This window comes from Microbacterium sp. P26, assembly GCF_023712585.1.
Classification (GTDB): Bacteria; Actinomycetota; Actinomycetes; order Actinomycetales; family Microbacteriaceae; genus Microbacterium; species Microbacterium algihabitans_A.
Window position 1 is genome coordinate 698951 of sequence record NZ_JAMAXZ010000001.1, and the last position, 17667, is coordinate 716617.

15 protein-coding genes are annotated in these 17667 nt (G+C 66.6%); 10 read left to right on the forward strand and 5 right to left on the reverse strand.

Annotated features, from left to right (window positions below; translation table 11 throughout):
* Nucleotides 1-59: 59 nt before the first annotated feature.
* On the reverse strand, nt 60-671 hold the full coding sequence (locus M3667_RS03275; RefSeq protein WP_251504843.1) for a LysE family translocator: 612 nt from the start codon (nt 669-671) through the stop codon (nt 60-62).
* 203 nt (nt 672-874) lie between these two features.
* On the opposite strand from M3667_RS03275, the gene M3667_RS03280 reads away from it, so the two are divergent.
* A complete protein-coding gene (locus M3667_RS03280; protein WP_251504846.1) occupies nt 875-1276 on the forward strand; it encodes an aldehyde dehydrogenase in 402 nt (133 codons plus the stop codon).
* 47 nt (nt 1277-1323) lie between these two features.
* On the opposite strand, the gene M3667_RS03285 is transcribed toward M3667_RS03280, so the two are convergent.
* Nucleotides 1324-1581 carry a nuclease gene (locus M3667_RS03285; RefSeq protein ID WP_251504849.1) on the reverse strand — a complete coding sequence of 86 codons (258 nt, stop codon included), beginning with the start codon at nt 1579-1581 and terminating at the stop codon, nt 1324-1326.
* A 520-nt stretch (nt 1582-2101) separates the two neighbouring features.
* Between M3667_RS03285 and M3667_RS03290 the strand changes: the two genes are divergently transcribed.
* The 4 genes from M3667_RS03290 to M3667_RS03305 are packed head-to-tail and all read left to right on the forward strand — an operon-like array spanning nt 2102 to nt 6827.
* A complete protein-coding gene (locus tag M3667_RS03290) occupies nt 2102-2914 on the forward strand; it encodes a Dam family site-specific DNA-(adenine-N6)-methyltransferase (RefSeq protein WP_251504852.1) in 813 nt (270 codons plus the stop codon).
* Between the two features lie 10 nt (nt 2915-2924).
* On the forward strand, nt 2925-4088 hold the full coding sequence (locus tag M3667_RS03295) for a metallophosphoesterase (RefSeq protein ID WP_251504855.1): 1164 nt from the start codon (nt 2925-2927) through the stop codon (nt 4086-4088).
* Entirely contained in the window at nt 4085-5920 is a 1836-nt protein-coding gene (locus M3667_RS03300) for a hypothetical protein (protein ID WP_251504858.1), read from the forward strand. Before M3667_RS03295 ends, M3667_RS03300 begins: the two co-directional genes overlap by 4 nt.
* Nucleotides 5913-6827, forward strand: a complete 915-nt coding sequence (locus tag M3667_RS03305; RefSeq protein ID WP_251504861.1) for a hypothetical protein — start codon at nt 5913-5915, stop codon at nt 6825-6827. The genes M3667_RS03300 and M3667_RS03305 overlap by 8 nt, the downstream gene beginning before the upstream one ends.
* A gap of 569 nt (nt 6828-7396) precedes the next feature.
* Here the strand turns inward: M3667_RS03305 and M3667_RS03310 are convergent.
* Nucleotides 7397-8812, reverse strand: coding sequence for a carboxylesterase/lipase family protein (locus M3667_RS03310; RefSeq protein ID WP_251504864.1), 1416 nt, complete (start codon nt 8810-8812; stop codon nt 7397-7399).
* 73 nt (nt 8813-8885) lie between these two features.
* On the opposite strand from M3667_RS03310, the gene M3667_RS03315 reads away from it, so the two are divergent.
* Nucleotides 8886-9518, forward strand: a complete 633-nt coding sequence (locus M3667_RS03315; RefSeq protein WP_251504867.1) for a LysE family translocator — start codon at nt 8886-8888, stop codon at nt 9516-9518.
* A gap of 252 nt (nt 9519-9770) precedes the next feature.
* Here the strand turns inward: M3667_RS03315 and M3667_RS03320 are convergent, their stop codons facing one another.
* The gene (locus M3667_RS03320) at nt 9771-11252 is read right to left on the reverse strand and encodes an FAD-dependent oxidoreductase (protein ID WP_251504870.1); all 1482 of its coding nucleotides are present in this window, start codon (nt 11250-11252) and stop codon (nt 9771-9773) included.
* Between the two features lie 201 nt (nt 11253-11453).
* On the opposite strand from M3667_RS03320, the gene M3667_RS03325 reads away from it, so the two are divergent.
* The 4 genes from M3667_RS03325 (at nt 11454) to M3667_RS03340 (ending at nt 16150) form a co-directional block, all read left to right on the forward strand.
* Nucleotides 11454-12122 carry a TetR/AcrR family transcriptional regulator gene (locus M3667_RS03325; RefSeq protein WP_251504873.1) on the forward strand — a complete coding sequence of 223 codons (669 nt, stop codon included), beginning with the start codon at nt 11454-11456 and terminating at the stop codon, nt 12120-12122.
* A gap of 253 nt (nt 12123-12375) precedes the next feature.
* Nucleotides 12376-13617: an acyl-CoA dehydrogenase family protein gene (locus M3667_RS03330; RefSeq protein WP_251504875.1), complete on the forward strand. Its 1242-nt coding sequence runs from the start codon at nt 12376-12378 to the stop codon at nt 13615-13617.
* A 311-nt stretch (nt 13618-13928) separates the two neighbouring features.
* The gene (locus M3667_RS03335; protein ID WP_251504879.1) at nt 13929-15101 is read left to right on the forward strand and encodes an AI-2E family transporter; all 1173 of its coding nucleotides are present in this window, start codon (nt 13929-13931) and stop codon (nt 15099-15101) included.
* Between the two features lie 5 nt (nt 15102-15106).
* Entirely contained in the window at nt 15107-16150 is a 1044-nt protein-coding gene (locus tag M3667_RS03340; protein WP_251504882.1) for an ATP-dependent DNA ligase, read from the forward strand.
* A 232-nt stretch (nt 16151-16382) separates the two neighbouring features.
* Here M3667_RS03340 and M3667_RS03345 read toward each other — a convergent pair whose 3' ends face one another.
* Complete coding sequence (locus M3667_RS03345; RefSeq protein WP_251504885.1) at nt 16383-17660, reverse strand: MFS transporter; 1278 nt, start codon at nt 17658-17660, stop codon at nt 16383-16385.
* Nucleotides 17661-17667 lie beyond the last annotated feature (7 nt).

The following is a 17667-nucleotide window of genomic DNA, read 5'->3' on the forward strand; positions in this document are numbered from 1 at the left end:
GGGGTCCGCAGCCAGGGCCGGTGACTGATCGGTCGAGGGTCATTGACGTTCCCTTGGCCTCAGCGACTCTCGAGCGCGAGGCGACCGGCGAGCAAGACGTATGTGGCGGCGAAGGTGCGGCGCAGCCACGCCATGACCTTCGGGCGCGTAATGACCTGATTGCGCATGGTCGCGGCGAAGACGCCGTAGAGCGCGAACACGACGAACGTCAGCGCCATGAAGATGAGGCTGAGCCACACCATGTGCCAGGTGCCGTTGGCTTCGCCCGCGGGAACGAACTGCGGGAGGAAAGCGAAGAAGAAGATCGTGAGTTTCGGGTTGAGCAGGTTGATCAAGATGGCGGTTCGAATCACGCGCCAGAACGAAACGGGCTCCGCGCTCGCGTCGACATCGATCAATGACTTGTCGCGGAAGGTCTGGCAGGCGAGATAGAGCAGGTAGGCGACGCCCAACCACTTGATCGTCTGAAAGGCGATGGCGGAGGCGTTCAGGATTGCCGCCAGACCGGTGATGGCCGCAATCATGTGGGGGACGACACCGAGCGTGCAGCCGAACGCGGCGATGATCCCGGCCTTCGTTCCGCGCGAGAGTCCCGCAGCGATCGAATACACGGCGCCGGTGCCAGGCGTAGCCACCACCACCAGCGTTGTCAGCAGAAAGGCAATGCTCATCGTTGCTCCTCCGAGAGTCGTTGCTCCCGCACAGTACGGCTTCTGCGGGGTGCGGTGAGGACGAGCTGCTCGAGTCGAGACGGGGTTAAGAGTCAGCCGGAGACCTGTCGGGTATGGGCACCCGCGGCGTAGCATCGCCGATACGCCGGAGTCCCTCCGCGGCATCCGGTCCCTCCGAACCGACGAGAACACGGGAGATCCAGATGGACACGATGGCGATGATGAAGTCGATGGACATGGGCGAGATGACCATGGACATGGATGCCATGCAGGAATGCATGCAGTCCCTCAACGCGTGCGCGATGGCCGCGGCCATGTGCGCCGGCAGCGACATGATGCACGGCGCCGAGATGGCCACGTGCTGCGCCATGTGCTCGAACATGGTCGAGATGGCGCAGGCGACGATGCACATGATGATGCGTCCGGTCGGCATGAACATGGACGTGATGAGCGCAATGATGACCGCCTGCATGACCATGGGCAAGGCGTGCGCCGCCGAGTGCCGCGCGCACGGCGATATGGACGAGATGTGCCGCTACTGCGCCATGGCTTGCGACGACATGGTCATGAAGTGCGAGGCCATGATGGCCTCGATGACCGCCTGAGTTCTCTTCTTCGCGCGGCCGCTGACGTTTCGTCGGCGGCCGCTCGGCTATGCGGCGCGCGCGGTCGTGATGATCGCGGATGCGCTGAGCAGTTCGGCGACCGGGTGGTACGCCACCGGCTCCCCCACCGCGATGTCGACGGCCGGGCCGACGATCCGCAGCTGCACCGTCGTGCCGTTCAGCAGGGCGACCGTCGCGGTCGAGCCGTTGGCGTCGATGACGAGGCCGTCCCACCACGCAGACGGGTTCGAGGCTGCCATGCAGCGCTGGATCGGGTGGACTGTCGACGAGATCGTGCGGGACATGGCTTCACCTGCCTTCGGAGTGGTTGGTGTGATGAAGCTACGGGATGCCGCGGAGGTGGGCGATCTGGGGCGTAGTGGGGCGTAATAACGCAAAGCGCTCCCAGCAGGAAGGCCACGCAAGAGTCCCTGCTCCCCCAAAGCGGACATTCGCTCACTCAGCCATTCGCGGCCCATACGTACTCCCTCTGGGCAACGCGATTGCGTTCGATGGCCGCCCGAGCTGAGCCGCACATGGCTCTCTCCGATTGAACCCGATAGGCGTCAACCGGGGACAGACGAAGACCGATGTTTCGCGCAACGGCAACATGGCCGGAATCCGAAGTCTCACGCCAACGAACGCCACGATCGCCCCCGGGCTGTCACAGATGGAGAACATTCCTCATGGCGGGAGACAGAGCGTCCCCACAACGGTAAAATCGCACAACCCACGATCATGAGGCGTCCCAGATTTGCACTACCCGCTAGCTACGGACAGACTCGTCAGAAGCGCTTCAGGCGTAGCCGAACAGGGTGGGAGTCGATGGCAAAGTCGCCGTTACGTTGGGTGGGGAGCAAACGAAGCTTGCTCCCCGACATAGTGAGTCGGTTCCCGACTTCCTTTAATCGATACATCGAACCATTCGTTGGATCAGGTTGCGTCTTCTTCGAGGTCGAGCCTTCTTCCGCGATCCTCTCAGACTTCAACCCTGAACTGATCCAGTTTTACGTCGAGTTGCGCGATTCGCCGGCGCAGATGATATCGGAACTCAAGAAATTCGATGTCGAAGGCGGCGATTACCTTGATGTGCGATCCTTAAAAAAAGAGTCGCTGGATGCACCCTCCAGGGCTGCGCGCTTCCTCTATCTGAACCGCTTCTCATTCAACGGCTTGTACAGAACAAACCGCCAGGGAGAGTTCAACGTCCCAAGAGGGTCGCGCGTTGGCGCCTTCCCAACCCCGCAACAGCTATACGATTGCAGTTTGGCCCTCCAGGGAACGCAAATATTCAACTGCGACTACCTCGAATGCCTACGAAGCGTGGCCGAGGGCGACTTGGTTTATCTAGACCCACCGTATCGGAACGACGGTCGCGCCACTCATGGGGAATACGGTTACGGGTCATTTGGTAGTTCGGATGACGTCGCAAGATTGGCCAGGGAATTGCGGAGATTGAGCGGCATCGGAGCGCAAGTATTGCTGTCGTTCAACGAGGAGCCCGAACTCGAGGCCGAGTTGACGAGGTGGCAAGTGACTAACGTGAGCCGACGCCGATCTGTTTCTGGGTCCGTGGCGGGCAGAACAGTTCTGCTGGGGGAAATATTGGCGGACAATTTTAGCAGCCAGTATGCTTAGAATAGCGGTTTTGAGTGATGTCCACGCATACGAAACGGCGCGACTGAAGGAGACCGAGAACCGACCGTCATATATGGAGATATCCAGTGCCGAAAACGCCGCGGAGAATCCCTTCACCGCCCTCAGTGAATTGATCGCACGCGAGAGCCTATCGGTCGACCTGCTTATATCGGGCGGCGATATGGGCGACAAGGCCACTCCTGCGGCTATTCAGTACACCTGGGGACGCATAAAACAGGTCCAGCAATCGCTGAAAGCTCCAAATCTCCTGGCCGCAACAGGAAACCACGATATGGACTCCCGACACAGGAATGGACACGACCCGCGGGGCATGCTTCAGAACCTGCCCAACTACCCCTTCGACGATGCGGCGTTGAACAATGAGTACTGGGCCAACAATGTGGTGGTTCAAGAATCGGCTGGCGTTAGGTCAGTTCTCCTCAACAGTAGCGCCTATCATGGTAACGACGAGGAGTGGCGCCACGGTCGAGCTTCAGCGCGAACTCGCGAGTACCTGAAGCGCAGACTAGATGCCACCTCCGACCCCGGAATCAATCTTCTCGTTACGCATCACCAGCTCTATCAGATCGGAAATTACGACCTGGGCGACAAGAGCCACATGGCTGAGGCACCCGCTCTTCTCGATTTGTTGGGATGCGGCGACTATGGTCACTGGCTTCTCGTTCACGGCCACCGTCACTGGCCAAACATCAGTTATGCGAGCGGGGGCCGCGGCTCACCAGTGGTGTTCTCGGCAGGTAGCTTCTCAGCGGTTCTGTGGGATGAAATTCAAAACAGCGCTCGCAATCAGTTTTACATTCTCGAAATCGAGGACACCGCGCCCGGGAATCCCATCCGCGGCAAATATACCGCGTGGGACTGGGTGCCCGCCCGCGGGTTCGAGCCCGCCCAAGAAGGATCTGGTCTTTCCCATAGAGGCGGGTTTGGGGGCTATTCGACAGGTGCGCAACTCGCTCAAAAGGTTCGGGAAATTTTCGATCGGGAAGCTCAGCCGTTCCTTTCTTGGACAGTACTCGAGTCGGAGATAGACGACCTCGCCTACACCTTGCCGTCCGACTTCAAAGCGTTCATCAAGAACCTCAAGCAAGTCCATGACCTTGACGTTCTGAGCATCCAAGGGCAACCGGCCCAGGTAGGAAGAACCAGCGCATGATAGACCCACAGGCTCTAGTTCCCGCTGCCGAGAATGCCCGATTCCGCACCCCTACCGTTGTCGCGCGAACCTTCGTACCGCCTGATGCGTTCAAACTCCTTATCAAGCCCTCTCATACAGTGATGGTTGGTCCCCGTGGCAGCGGCAAGACCACACTGCTGAAAATGCTCACGCCCGAGGCTCTCGACGAGTCGTCTCGCGTGAAACGTTTCCGACTGGGTGGCGGCCTTCAGTTCACTGGCGTCTTCATCCCCTCCAGCAGCGCTTGGAGTCGCCAAATCGAAGCGTATGAGAAGTGGGGACTCGATTCGGACGTCGTTGCTAGGTTGTTTGAGTCAACGTTCGCAGTTTCCGTCTTGCGCGCCTTCTGTGTAGCTCTACACGATCGGTTGTCGCGCAGTATCCCGGCGACATGGCTGAACGCGCCGGATATTTCCATCGACGCACATCAAGAAGCAGATATCGCAGTGGCGATCGCTGAAATCTGGCACCTGAAGTTGAGGGTGACCAGCCTTCTGGGTGTTCGGGCCGCTGCCGCTCAGAGAATCGTCGACCTCGGACGTCTCGCAAACGAGCTTCGCAGAGGAAAGGGCGGAGAGGACGATCCGGCCCTTACTGATTCCTCAGATCTGGTAGCCCTGCTGACGACCACGCTTGACACTATCGAAGCAATCGCCCCAGCGTTTATCGGGCAGCGGTGGTGCCTATTGTTCGACGAACTTGAACTTGCCCCGGAGGAGCTACGCCGGTCCCTGGTGTCATCGATGCGATCGGTTGACGACCGCCTCATTTTTAAGCTCGCTCTCGCTCCATACAGCGCAGACTTGGACGACATGATGTCCGCGGTAGCCGCCATGCCCGGACACGACCACGATCCGATCTGGCTCAGTTATGGCCACAAGTCCGAGGCGCTCCGATTCAGCTATGCGCTCATGGAAGAAGTTGTGAGGGAGCGCTTCGATCAAGAAGCTAGCTTGACCTCCTTGCTCGGCGACGCAGTCCTGCCTGATGATGACGACGAGGTTTCCTACGAAACCCGCTCAAAGGACGATATAACAGAGGTTCAAGCTTTTTTCGTTCGCGAGTTGTACGAGTCAGATCTCAGCTTCAAGCGTTTCGTAGATCGTGCGACTGGCGGTATCGATGAGCTACTCGCCACTACGGGTCAAGCCAGAGCACAGTATCTTCGTAAAATCATTCCGCTGGTTATCGCGCGACTTACCTTCCGTGCGCCGGATAGAACCGGGAGCGGAAGACAGCAGCGGTACAGAACTAGGAAGAACCCACATATTTACGCCGGCGGTACCGCGGTGGCGACTGTCCTAGAGGGTAATCCGCGCTGGATTATCGGACTGATGAACGCTTTGCTGGACAACGGCCCGGGCCGTATACCAGCCTCGCTTCAGACCGCCGAACTCGCTCGCGCGCGAAATAGGTTCAGGGCGCTACTTTCCACAATCCCGGCACCGGTTGCAACGGAGGCGAAGAGGGGGCTCTTGCCACTGCTGGACACAGTCGGGCGCGCCTTCAGCCGAGAGATAATTGCTAACGACTTTACTTCCGATCCAGTCGGCACTTTCATTGTCGATTCGACAGCTTCTGAACCTCTCATTGAAGCATTAGGCATGGCAGTGAACACGGGTGCCATCGTCTACGTACCCGATTCAAACAGCGCGGGAGTCCTTACCTCAATGCGAGGCAAGCGGTTCCGCCTAAGCTATCTGCTTGCGACGGGATACCAACTTCCGCTCAGGCTCGAGCGTGCGGCCGCTCTTAGCGCTGTGCTCTCGCCGTCACGCCCGGAGCAATTGGAGCTGTTTTCACATGAGTAACCGGAGTATAACTGTCTCCAGCGCGATCGCCGAGAAGCACGTTGATCTCCTTGTGGTTGCTCTTGGGTTCGAAGAACGCGGACGCTTCGTTGCGGAGAATGGCCCAGACTCCGACACTCGGTTGGCATTTGCATTTCCCACTGTCAGCACTCTCAGCTACGAAGAAAATCGTTTGGCCTTGGAACGCCTATCGTACGAGATCTTGCCGCTGAGCGACGATTTCGGGGCGGCCCTCGTCGATGCGATCGAAGGACTCGATTCCTCAAGGCCACGCATCGGTATTGACATATCGAGCCTGACGCGGGTTCATCTCGCTGAGATCATAGATGCCCTAGTCTACAGCTGCTCAAAGGAAGTGAGTGTGGATTTTCTGTACGCACCCGCGAGGAGCGATGCTTGGGAAGTCGACGATGGCCCCATTCGGGTAGCGGAACCTGTTCACCCGTCGTTCTCCGCCTGGGCGGATGACGCGGGACTTCCACTAAGCGCAATTATCGGGGTGGGTGTCGAGGAAAGCATGGCCCTGGGGGCGGCTGAGTTCCTGGACGTATCCAATGCGTACGCTTTCGTTCCTACGAATGGCGACGTAGGCTTCGATGCTATGAACGAGAAGGCTAACCATGACTTCTTCCTCGCTGAATACATGAGCAAGAAGATCTCGTACTCCATTCAGGAGCCGTTCGACCTCTTCACGCGGTTGGAGGGTCTTGTGTATGGCCTCTCGCCCCGAGTGCGCATAGCGCTCGTGCCACTCGGCCCGAAAATTTTCGCCTTGTGCTCTCTGCTTGTCAGCCTGATCGCTGAGAATCGCGCCACCGTGTGGCGATTCTCAGCGTCGGCTAATTCCACTCCCGTTCAGCGGCGACCCAGCGGTCGGATAGTCAGCCTCAGGGTTAAGATCGCCTAGACAACGAAGCTGCGACGTCCGCGTGCGACGCAGATGAGATGTGCCGCAATCATGTTTTGCGGTGATCGCGACTTCTCAACCAGGCAATCTCTCCAAACCCCGGCCAGCGTGAGCCAAACGTTACCTCCCCGCCCCCAACCGCGCCGTCCCGGGTAACCCCTCCTCCCTACGCTGGCGGCACGCCCCGCCCATGCAGGGCGCTGCACCTCCCCGCATCGCCGGAGGACTCCGCGACCGACACCGATCCGCGTCCCGAAACCGCCCACGCGCCCGCAGCGGACAGCACTCTAAAGCACCGCCCCGGCCGCTGGATTGACAACGAGAACCCCGAACACACCACACAGGAGAACCCCGAGCGCAAGGCCATCGCCGCCCACAACCTGCGGTGGTCGCTCTTCGCCGGGTTCCTCGGCTTCGGCGGCCGCAACCGGACGATCGTCTCGACCGGCCTCCCACTCATCCCGAGCATCAAACTCGGCCCCGCAGTCGCAAACACCCGGCTCGCGAACAGCGTGCGCAGCCCGCTCGACGCCTGCGACTGCGCCACCACCGCCCACGCCCCTCCGCTCTCAGCGCGACAGCGCCTCCAGTACCTGCGCCCGCGGAAGGTCGACCTCGCGCGAGACCGTGTCGTAGCGCCGCACGCGCCCGCTCTCGCCGAACGGCTCCCACCCCGGGTCGCCGGTCTGCGCGAAACGCACCCAGTCGCCGTGCATCTGTCGAGCGAGTTCCGCGGGCGCCTCGAGGCCGGTCATCCGCTGCCCCGCCGGGTCGTCCAGCGCGTCGAACGCGAAGCCGATCTCGAGGGCGTGGGCCGCGCCGAGTTCGCGCACGGGACTCTGCCAGGCGAACTCGTAGACGAAGGTGGGCGCCGTGCGCGCCCGCGCGACCTCGATGGCAGGAGCGCGAAGGATGAGGTCGGTGATCACCTGGCCGATGATCTCGCCGGCCGAGGCGTCGGGAAGAGCACGCCGGTAGGCCGCCCACACTCCTCGTGGGAGTCGCTTGGCGAGCGCGACCAATGCGTACGTTCGCCGCGTCAGCTTCGCGAGAGCCTGCGGCGGGTACCAGAGGCGGTACTCGTCGGTGTTCGTCCCGATCAAGATGGGCATTCCGACGCCGACCAGGGCTCGGCGCGGAGACTCGGGAAGGGTGACCGCGTCGAGGCGGGCGGTGAAGCCGGGGGTGCCGCGCAAAGGCGTGGAGCGTGCCGCGAGCCGATCGCGGGCCGCGACGAGCCGCTCGGGGGCGACGTCGCGCAGGGCTTTCGCCGTGGCATCCACCTTCGCCTCCCGCGCGATATTGCGGATCGTGCGGGCCGAACGGCGCGGGGTCTCGGCATCGAGCGGACCCGACTGGATGATCGCTCCAGCGACGAGGGGCCGTAGGTCCGGGCGGCTCAGCAGCGCCGCCACGACGGCTCCCCCGGCCGATTCGCCGAAGATCGTGATGCGAGTGGGGTCGCCGCCGAAGCGGGCGATGTTGCGATGGGTCCACCGCAATGCTTCCGCGGCGTCGGCGAGACCGAGGTTGGCCGGGGCGTCCGGCAACGCCGAGAAGCCCTCTGCCCCGAGACGGTAGTTGGCCGACACGAAGACCACGCCGTCGCGGGCGAAAGGCGTGCCGTCGTAGGTGCTGAGCGCCGCGGTGCCACGCTCGAACGCCCCGCCGTGGAACCACAGCATGACCGCGGCGCCCTTGGCCTCCGCCGGTCTCCAGACGTTGACGGTGAGGATGTCGTCACCGGGGAGGATGACGGATGCCAACAGCTCGCCGGTCGCGCCGGGATACGGCGACTGCGGCGAGGTCGGCCCGAACCGCGTAGCCTCACGGACCTCGCTCCACGGCTCGACCGGAGCGGGATGGGCGAAGCGTCGAGCTCCGACGGGCGGCGCGGCATACGGGATGCCGAGGAAGCGCTCGACGCTTCCCTCGCGCGACCCGGCGACCGAACCCGCTTCGGTGGCGATGACAGGACGAGACATGCGACCTCCTCGCCGGAGTCTACGGGCGCGCCCCCGTGCGATCCCCGAAACGCGACGGCAGTACAGTTCACGCATGCCTCCGATCGAGAACCTCGTGGCCTTCATCGCCGCGTCGGTCGTCATCATCGTCATTCCCGGTCCGAGCGTGCTGTTCGTGATCGGGCGATCCATCGCGCTCGGCCGTCGCGCGGGCGTGCTGAGCGTCGTCGGCAACGCCCTCGGAACTGTTCCCGCGGTGATCGCCGTGGCGTTCGGGGTCGGGGCGATCGTCGCCTCGTCGATCGTCGCGTTCACGGTGATCAAGATCGTCGGGGCGATCTATTTGGTGTGGCTCGGGATCCAGGCGATCCGCCACCGCCACGCCCACGTCGCCGGGGCCGTCAGCGGCCCGACCTCGTCGTGGACACTCCTGCGCCAGGGCTTCATCGTCGGTCTCACCAACCCCAAGACCATCGCGTTCTTCGTCGCCGTGCTGCCGCAGTTCGTCGACCCGCGCGCGGGCTCCGCGTGGCTGCAACTGCTGTTGCTCGGACTGACGTTCCAGATCATGGCCCTCGCCTGCGACAGCGCCTGGGCCCTCGCCGCGGGAACCGCCCGCAATTGGTTCGCCCGCTCGCCGAAGCGCATCTCGACCCTCTCGGGCACCGGCGGGGTCATGATGATCGGCCTCGGCGGCGCGCTCGCACTCAGCGGCGCGAAGAGCTGACGCGGGGCGCCCCACCGGGCGCGGGTCGCTCACCGGCCGCGGGTCGCTCACCGGCCGCGGGTCGCTCACCGGGCGCGGGGCCTCCCGCCGAGCGCGAGTCTCGCGAGACTGCAACTCGCTGACAACTGCACGTCAGCCTGCAACGGACTTGTCACCGAGATGCAGTCTCGGCGCCCCGCCGGCACGGCGGCCAGCCGGCGCGGCGCCGCGCCGCCGGGGCCCCGCAGCACGCGCGCCCGGCCCGACGCAACCTCAGCGCCCCCGCACGCCCAGATCGGCGGATGCCGCGCCCTCGAGCCGCGTGCCGTCGGGGGCGTAGCGCGAGCCGTCGACGGGGCTGTCCCACGAGCGTTCCGCGTCGTTCCAGGTCAGCGGGGCCGGGGCGACGATCGCGCGCGTCTGCCCGTCGACCGTCGAGACTGCGGCCGTGCGCAGACCCTGGCGCGACACGACTCCCGCGCCTTCCGCCGGTCGCTTGACCGGCGCGGGGGTGGCCGCGGTGAAGGCTCCCGCCACGACCGAGGCGCGGCGCCCGGCCTCGCCGATCCCCCGGCCCAGGTCGGCGGGCACGGTCATGCGCGTGCCCATCGTGCGCATCCAGCGCGGGCGGTCGCGCCACGACACCCCGCGGATCTCGTCGCTCAACCGCATCGCCGCCGCCGGGGCATTCGTCAGGCCCCACCCCGCGTATCCGGTGGCGAAACGCAAGCGGCCGAGGCCCCGCGGCATCCCGCCGACGAAGGGAATCAGGTTGTGCGACTGGTAGTCCTGCCCCGACCAGCGCGCGAGCTCCGCCCCGACCGGGAGCGTGCGTCGCGCCCACGCGGCGAGCGCTTCGGCGAGGGCGACCTCCGACGAGGCGGACCCCACCGGATGCCGTGCCCCGGTCACGACGAGAGCGGCACGTCCGAACGACGACGGCACGGCCACGACGCTGCGTCCCTCGGCGCCGACCTCGCTCCACATTCCGCCGGGGGCCGCGGCATCCGCGTCCATCTCGAACGCGATCGCCCACGACCGCAGCGCCCGCGTCTTCAGGTCGTAGAGCCCACGTCGGGTAATGGGCGTGCCGGTCGCCAGCACGACGGTCTCGCCGAAGAGCGTGCCGTGGTCGGTGTCGACGCGCCCCTCGGGGAGCACGCTCACGTCGCTGACGCGGACGCCGGTGTGCAGGGTCACTCCGGCGTCGACGGCCGCGCGGGCGAGCGTACGGGCGAGTCGCACCGGGTCGAGCGCCAGCTGATCGTCGAGCGCGATGGCCCGCACCGCAGTGCGTCCGCCGAAGTCGCTCGGGGCGTCCTCTCGAATCGCGAGACCGGCCTCTCGCGCGGCGTCGCGCACCGCGTCGAGGGCGACGTCGGTCGCGAGGCCCCGACCGAAGGTGAACGAGGTGCGGCGATCGGCATCCGCCCCCGCCTTCTCGGCGAGCCACTCCTGCCCCGCCCGGTTCGCCTCGACGTAGGCCCGCACGAGGGTGGCGGGGTGATGCGCGCGCAGGGCCGCGAGGGTCGAACCCTGCAGCACGGATACCATGCCCACCGACGCCCCGGTCGCGCCCCGGCCCACCTCGCCCGCGTCGACCAACGCGACGTCGACTCCCGCCTCGCCGAGCATGACGGCGGTCGACAAGCCCGTGATCCCGGCCCCGACGATGACGACGTCGTGCCGCCCACCGTCCTTCAGGGGTGTCGTCTCGACGGACGCGGAATCGGTGTGCCACAGGGAGGACGTCATCGTTCCATCCCACTCCGGATGCCGGCGCCACGGCATCCGCTTGCCTCGACGACCGCGATCGTCTACCCGTCCTACACACCCGGCGGACTCCCCGCGTGAGGGGTCGATCCGTGTCGCCTCCGAGCGTTATCGGCGACACATCTCGACCCCTCGCGCACGGCGGCGCGGGCCGCGACGCGGGCCCGCGGATAGGCTCGACGCGTGACCGACAACGCCGCTCCCACGAGTCGAACGGCCGTGGTGGCCGCGGCCATCGACCTCTTCGCGGAGCACGGCTACGACCAGACCTCGGTCGAGCAGATCGCGCAGGCTGCGGGGGTGTCGCGCTCGACCTTCTTCCGGCAGTTCGGCGGCAAAGAAGACGTCGTGTTCGCCGACCACGAAGTGCTCATCGCCGAGACTCGCGCCTACCTCGCGCAGCCGCACGACGACCCGTGGGCCGCGGTGTGCGAGGCCTCGGTGCGGGTGTTCCGTCACTTCGCGGCCGACCCCGAGGTCGCGCGGCGGCGGTACGCGATCGTGCGGCAGGTTCCGGGGCTGCGCGACCGCGAGATCATCACGGTCTTCCGCTACGAGCGCCTGTTCGACGAGTATCTGCGCGAAGCGCTGCCCGGTCTCGATCCGCTCGACGCGGTCGGTTTCTCGGCCCTCGTGACCGCCGTGCACAACCACGTGCTGCGCCGTCTCATGCGTGGGGCTCGGGTGCCGGCATCCGTTCTGCGTCGCGCCCTCGACGACGTGCTCCGCCGCTATGGCGTGCACCCCGACGGCGACGACTCCGCCGGCGACGACCTCATCGTCGCTGCGTTCCCCCGCCGCATGCCCGCCGCCGAGGTCACGCGGCGCCTGCGCGCGACGCTCGGCGACTGAGGCGCGGGGCCGGTGCTCGGTGCCCAGCGCCCGGTACCGGTGCCCAGCGCCCGGCGCCCGGCGCTTTGGGCTCGCGAGACTGCATCTCGCTGACAACTGCGTTGCAGCCTGACACCGATTTGTCAGCCGAATGCAGTCTCGCGCACCCTGGGCACACACGGCGTCCCGGCCACCCGGAATGCTCCGCCCGAGCGTTCGCCCCGAGTCCCGCACAGCGTGGCACTGAGTCCCAACATGCGCGATACTGGGAACCATGACCATCGACGCCGATGCCCGCACGCTCCCCGGAGAGCGCGTCGCCCACTACGACCTGCTCGGTCGCCGCGACACCGACTACTACGCGGTGTTCGCCGACATCCCCGACGCCGACCGCGCCGTGTGGGACACCGCGAAGGCCTTCGCCGACGAGGTCGGCACGCGCATGCAGGGTGAATGGGATGCCGCGAGCTATCCGATCGACCTGGTGAAACGCATGGGCGAGCTCGAGCTGTTCACCGACGGCATCGAGCACGACGAGCTGCCCTACACCTCGCCCCTGGCCGCGGGGCTGGTCAACATGGAGATCTCGCGTCACGACGGCTCCCTCGCCACCGCCCTCGCCGTGCAGGGCGGGCTCGCGCTGCGGACGCTCGCGTTCTACGGCTCGCCCGAGCAGCAGCAGCGCTGGCTGAAGCCCCTCGCCGATGGAACCGTGCTCGGCGCCTTCGCGCTGACCGAGCCCGACCACGGCTCCGACTCCGTCTCGCTCGAGACGACCGCGACCCGAACCGCCGACGGCTGGTCGCTCAGCGGCACGAAGAAGTGGATCGGCAACGGCGCCTCCGGCGGCATCACCTTCGTGTGGGCTCGTGTCGAGAATGAGGGCGGCGACGACCACGGCAACGTGCGCTGCTTCCTCGTCGAGCAGGACACCCCCGGCTACACGGGCACCGTCATCACCGGAAAGGTGTCGCTCCGCGGCATCCACCAGGCTCACATCGCGATGGACGATGTGCGTCTTCCCGCGGATGCCGTGCTGCCCGGCACCCACACCTTCAAGGACGCATCGGTCGTCCTCTTCGCCACGCGCTCGGGCGTCGCCTGGTCGGCGCTCGGCCACGCGACCGCCTGCTATGAGATCGCGCGGACATATGCCACCGAGCGCATGCAGTTCGGAAAGCCCCTCGCCAAGTTCCAGATGGTGCAGGAACGCCTCGCGCAGATGCTCGACGAACTCACCGCGATGCAGCTGTACTGCCGCCGTCTCGCCGACCTCGAGTCCTCCGGCGGCCTGCGCCCCACACAGGCATCGCTGGCGAAGTACCACAACACCCGCGCCGCGCGCCGGGTCGCCGCGATCGCGCGCGACCTGCTGGGCGGCAACGGCATCCTGCTCGAGAACGGCGTCATGCAGCACATGGCCGACATCGAAGCGATCCACACCTACGAGGGCACCGAGAGCGTTCAGGCGCTCTTGCTCGGCCGCGACATCACCGACATGAGCGCGTTCGTCTGATCCCGGATGCCGGGACCCGGCGCCCGGCCTCAGCCCACGGAGCGCGCGCGTTCGGGCCCGGATGCCGTGGCCTTGGCGCCCGACGTGAGCCACGGAGCCGTGCTCCTCCGATCCCGGATGCCGGGACCCGGCGCCCGATCCTGTCCGGTCCGGGCGCGGGCTCGGCGCCCGGGGCGCGGACGGGCGGAGCGGGCCCGCGCGGGCCTGCAGCCCGCGGAACGCCGGGGATCCCGGCATCCGTCGCCCTATCCGCCCCCGGGATGGCGCGCAACCTCCGCACCCATGTCGGAGGCCCCCGCTACCGTGTGAGCATGGGCCTGTTCTCTCGTCATCCCGCGCCTCGCGACGCCGTCACCTCCGTCGCGCAGGCCGTCCAGACTCCGCCGAAGAGCCTCTGGGCCGACGGGTTCGGCCGGCTCGCGGTGCGGGCCGTGCAGATCATCGTCGTCGTGGTGCTCGTCGCGGGGATCATCTGGGGCATCCAGCAGGTGACGCTCGTCATCATCCCGCTGGTGCTCGCGCTCATCTTCGCCTCGGCCTTCGGCCCGGTCACGATGTGGATGCGCCGCAAGGGCGTGCCCTCGGTCATCGCGACGCTGCTGACCCTCCTTGCCGTCGTCGTCGTGCTCGCCGGCCTCGGCTGGCTCGTGGCGAACGCCGTCATCAATCAGTGGGACTACCTCAGCTCGCAGGCGGTGCAGGGCTTCCAGCAGGCGCAGGACTGGTACCACACGCTGCCCTTCGCGATCTCTCAAGACCAGGTCAACCAGGCGATCCAGGGCATTCAGGGCTTCGTCACGAGCTCGTCCTTCGGCACCGGTGCGCTGGCCGGCGTGAGCGCGATCGCCTCGTTCGTGACGGGCTTCGTGCTGATGGTCGTCATCCTCTTCTTCTTCCTCAAAGACGGCCCCCGCATGTGGGAGTTCGTGCTGCGTCCGTTCCACGGCAGCGACTACGAGCGGGCGCGCCGCATCGGTGACAAGACCGTGACGGTCCTCGGCTCGTACGTGCGCGGCACGGCGTCGGTCGCCGCCGTCGACGCGATCGGCATCGGCATCGGACTCGCGATCCTGCAGGTGCCTCTCGCCCTGCCGCTGGCCGTGCTCGTCTTCCTGCTCGCGTTCATCCCGATCGTGGGTGCGGTCACCGCCGGCATCCTGGCCGCACTGGTCGCGCTCGTCACCAACGGCCCGATCGTGGCCCTGATCGTCGTCGGAATCGTCGTGCTCGTGAACCAGCTCGAGGGCAACTTCCTCCAGCCGGTGCTGATGGGTCGCTCGATGAAGCTGCACTCGTTCGTCGTGCTCGTCGTGCTGGCCGGCGGTACCGCGATCGGCGGCATCCTCGGCACCCTGCTGGCCGTGCCGCTGACCGCCGTGGTGTGGGGCATCATCACCGTCTGGAACGGCCCCGACAAGCCGGCCGAGTGGGCGCGCCGCAAGAAGCGCAAGAACCCCGTGCCGCTGGCGGGCGACGAGAGCTGACGGCGATGCCGTACGACATCCCGGCGCCGATGCTGGCGAAGTCCGTTCCCGAGGTGCCCGAGCACGCGAAGGTCGACGGCGGCTTCAGCTACGAGCCCAAGTGGGACGGCTTCCGCGCCCTCATCTCGTGGGACGGCACCGACGTCGAGATCGGCAGCCGCGGCGCCAAGCCGCTGACCCGGTACTTCCCCGAGCTCGTGGCGGCGTTCGCCGAGCTGCTGCCCGAGCCGTGCCTGATCGACGGCGAGGTGGTCGTCGCTCGTGACGCCGAGGGGGGCCAGCGTCTCGACTGGGAGGCCCTGTCGCAGCGCATCCACCCCGCGGCCTCACGCGTGAACATGCTCGCTGAAGAAACCCCGGCCATGTTCATCGCGTTCGACCTGCTCGCCCGCGGCGACCGCGACCTGCAGAACGAGCCGTTCTCCGAGCGGCGCGCCCAGCTCGAAGACCTGCTCGGCGCCGTGCCGCACCCCGTGCACGTGACGCGAACCACCGATGACCCCGACCTCGCCCGTCGCTGGCTCGCGGAGTTCGAGGGCGCGGGCCTCGACGGCGTGATCGCCAAGCCCCTCGCCCAGCCCTACGCGCCGAACAAGCGCACGATGTTCAAAATCAAGCACGCCCGCACCGCCGACGTGGTCGCCCTCGGGTACCGCATCCACAAGTCGGGCGAGGGCGTGGGTTCGCTGCTCGTCGGCCTCTACGACGACGACGGCCGTCTGCACGGCGTCGGCGGCGTCTCGGCATGGACCGACAAGCGCCGCAAAGAGCTGATCGACGAGCTCGCTCCCCTCGTGGAGCGCGACGCCGACGGCGGGGCCGTGGTCGGCGAGACCGACCGGTCGCGCTTCTCGGCGTCGAAAGACGTGTCGTTCGTGCGGCTGCGCCCCGAGCTCGTGCTCGAGGTGCGCTACGACCAGCTCGAGGGCATGCGCTTCCGCCACACGGTGCAGTTCGACCGCTGGCGCCCCGACCGCGACGCCCACTCCTGCACCTTCTCGCAGCTCGAGACCGTCACCTCGTACGACCTGGGCGACGTACTCGACTGAGGCCGGCGACTCGTCGAGCTGGCGGTGCGCCCGGGGCGTGGCATCCGCCGCCGCTCTCCGGTGCCGTGCGGCCTCGCGCCGGGGATGTCACGAGAACAGGCGATGCCACGAGAACAGGCCGAAACCGGCGCAATCGTCCTGCTCTCGACGCAGTTGCCTGTTCTGGTGACGCCGAGCAGCACCCCGCGTCAGCCTGGTGAGGCCGAGCGGCGCCCCGGGCCAGCCGCCCGGCTCACCGGACTGACGCGGTATCCGCCTCCCGTGCCGCCCGCCGGGCGATCACGACCACGCCCGCCGACGCCCCGGCGAACATCGCGGCGAGGATCGCCCACCCGCCGGTCCCCAGATCGATCGCCGTCAGCGTGACGACCGCGGGCGCGATCATCGCGCCGACCGCGTAGCCGGTGCCGTAGACGCCCTGGTAGCTGCCCATGCGCTCCTGCGGGGCGAGGTCGAAGCTCAGGCTCCAGCCCGCGGCGCTCGACATGATCTCGGCGAGGGAGTGCACGACCGCGGCCGCGAGGAGCACGACGATCACCAGTGCCGCGGGCCCCCAGCCCTCTCCCCCGACCCATCCGGCACCGGCCCACAGCGCGCACGCCGCGACCATGAGCCACCCGGCGCGCGTCATCGCGCGGCCCGCGCCGGCGAAGGTGCCGGTCCCGCGGCTCATCCGCACCTGCAGCAGCACCACGACGACCGTGTTGACCAACAGGAGCGGGCTCACGACCACGTCGGCGGCGATCGTGTGCGAGACGACCCACAGCGGCACCCCGATTTCGAAGACCCCGAACTGGATGCCGAAGACCCCCATCAACGCGGTCAGCCACAGGAAACGCGGGTCGCGGTAGGGACTCCGGCCTCCCAAGGCGGGGGCCGACGAGTCGGGTGCCGTGACCACGACGTCGACGCGAGCCGGGTCCAGACCGGCGACGAGCACTGCGGAGGCCAGAAACAGCGACCCGGCGAGAGTCATCGTCACGTGGAAGGCGAACGGCGTGCCGAGCGCGAGGGGGATGGCCGCGACGGCCGTGCCGACGCCAATGCCGATGTTCGTGACGGTTCGCATCGTCGCACGGATGCGCACGCGGTCCTCGCCGCGGAACGCCCGTCCGACGACGGAGGAGCGCACGCTCCCGCCGCCCTGCTGGGCGAGCAGCACCAGCGAGGCGACGACCACGAGCGTGGGCAGATCGCGCACGAACAGGTAGCCGATGAGGGCGGTCCCCTGCACGACGTGCAGCACGACGAGCATCGTCCGCGCGCTGAAGCGGTCGGACAGGTGCCCGAACACGAGCGAGCTCGCGACACCGACCGCGCCGGCGATCGTGAGCCCGATGCCGACGGTGACCGGCTCGAGACCCACGATGAGCGTGAGGTAGAGCGTGGTGAGGGTGAAGAACGCGCCGCGGCCGAGGGTGTCGACCAGGGTGATCGTGAGCAGACGGCGGAGCGTCCGGTCCGTCTGCACGAGGGTTCTCAGGGGGACGGTGGGGATCGTGCTGGTCACATCTCCA

Excerpts from the sequence above, each read along its gene's own strand:
- M3667_RS03280 (WP_251504846.1), top strand. The coding sequence starts at position 875 with ATGGACACGATGGCGATGATGAAGTCGATGGACATGGGCGAGATGACC.
- M3667_RS03310 (WP_251504864.1), bottom strand. The coding sequence starts at position 8,812 with ATGTCTCGTCCTGTCATCGCCACCGAAGCGGGTTCGGTCGCCGGGTCG.
- M3667_RS03335 (WP_251504879.1), top strand. The coding sequence starts at position 13,929 with ATGGGCCTGTTCTCTCGTCATCCCGCGCCTCGCGACGCCGTCACCTCC.
- M3667_RS03320 (WP_251504870.1), bottom strand. The coding sequence starts at position 11,252 with ATGACGTCCTCCCTGTGGCACACCGATTCCGCGTCCGTCGAGACGACA.
- M3667_RS03285 (WP_251504849.1), bottom strand. The coding sequence starts at position 1,581 with ATGTCCCGCACGATCTCGTCGACAGTCCACCCGATCCAGCGCTGCATG.
- M3667_RS03305 (WP_251504861.1), top strand. The coding sequence starts at position 5,913 with ATGAGTAACCGGAGTATAACTGTCTCCAGCGCGATCGCCGAGAAGCAC.
- M3667_RS03300 (WP_251504858.1), top strand. The coding sequence starts at position 4,085 with ATGATAGACCCACAGGCTCTAGTTCCCGCTGCCGAGAATGCCCGATTC.
- M3667_RS03290 (WP_251504852.1), top strand. The coding sequence starts at position 2,102 with ATGGCAAAGTCGCCGTTACGTTGGGTGGGGAGCAAACGAAGCTTGCTC.
- M3667_RS03315 (WP_251504867.1), top strand. The coding sequence starts at position 8,886 with ATGCCTCCGATCGAGAACCTCGTGGCCTTCATCGCCGCGTCGGTCGTC.
- M3667_RS03340 (WP_251504882.1), top strand. The coding sequence starts at position 15,107 with ATGCCGTACGACATCCCGGCGCCGATGCTGGCGAAGTCCGTTCCCGAG.
- M3667_RS03275 (WP_251504843.1), bottom strand. The coding sequence starts at position 671 with ATGAGCATTGCCTTTCTGCTGACAACGCTGGTGGTGGTGGCTACGCCT.
- M3667_RS03330 (WP_251504875.1), top strand. The coding sequence starts at position 12,376 with ATGACCATCGACGCCGATGCCCGCACGCTCCCCGGAGAGCGCGTCGCC.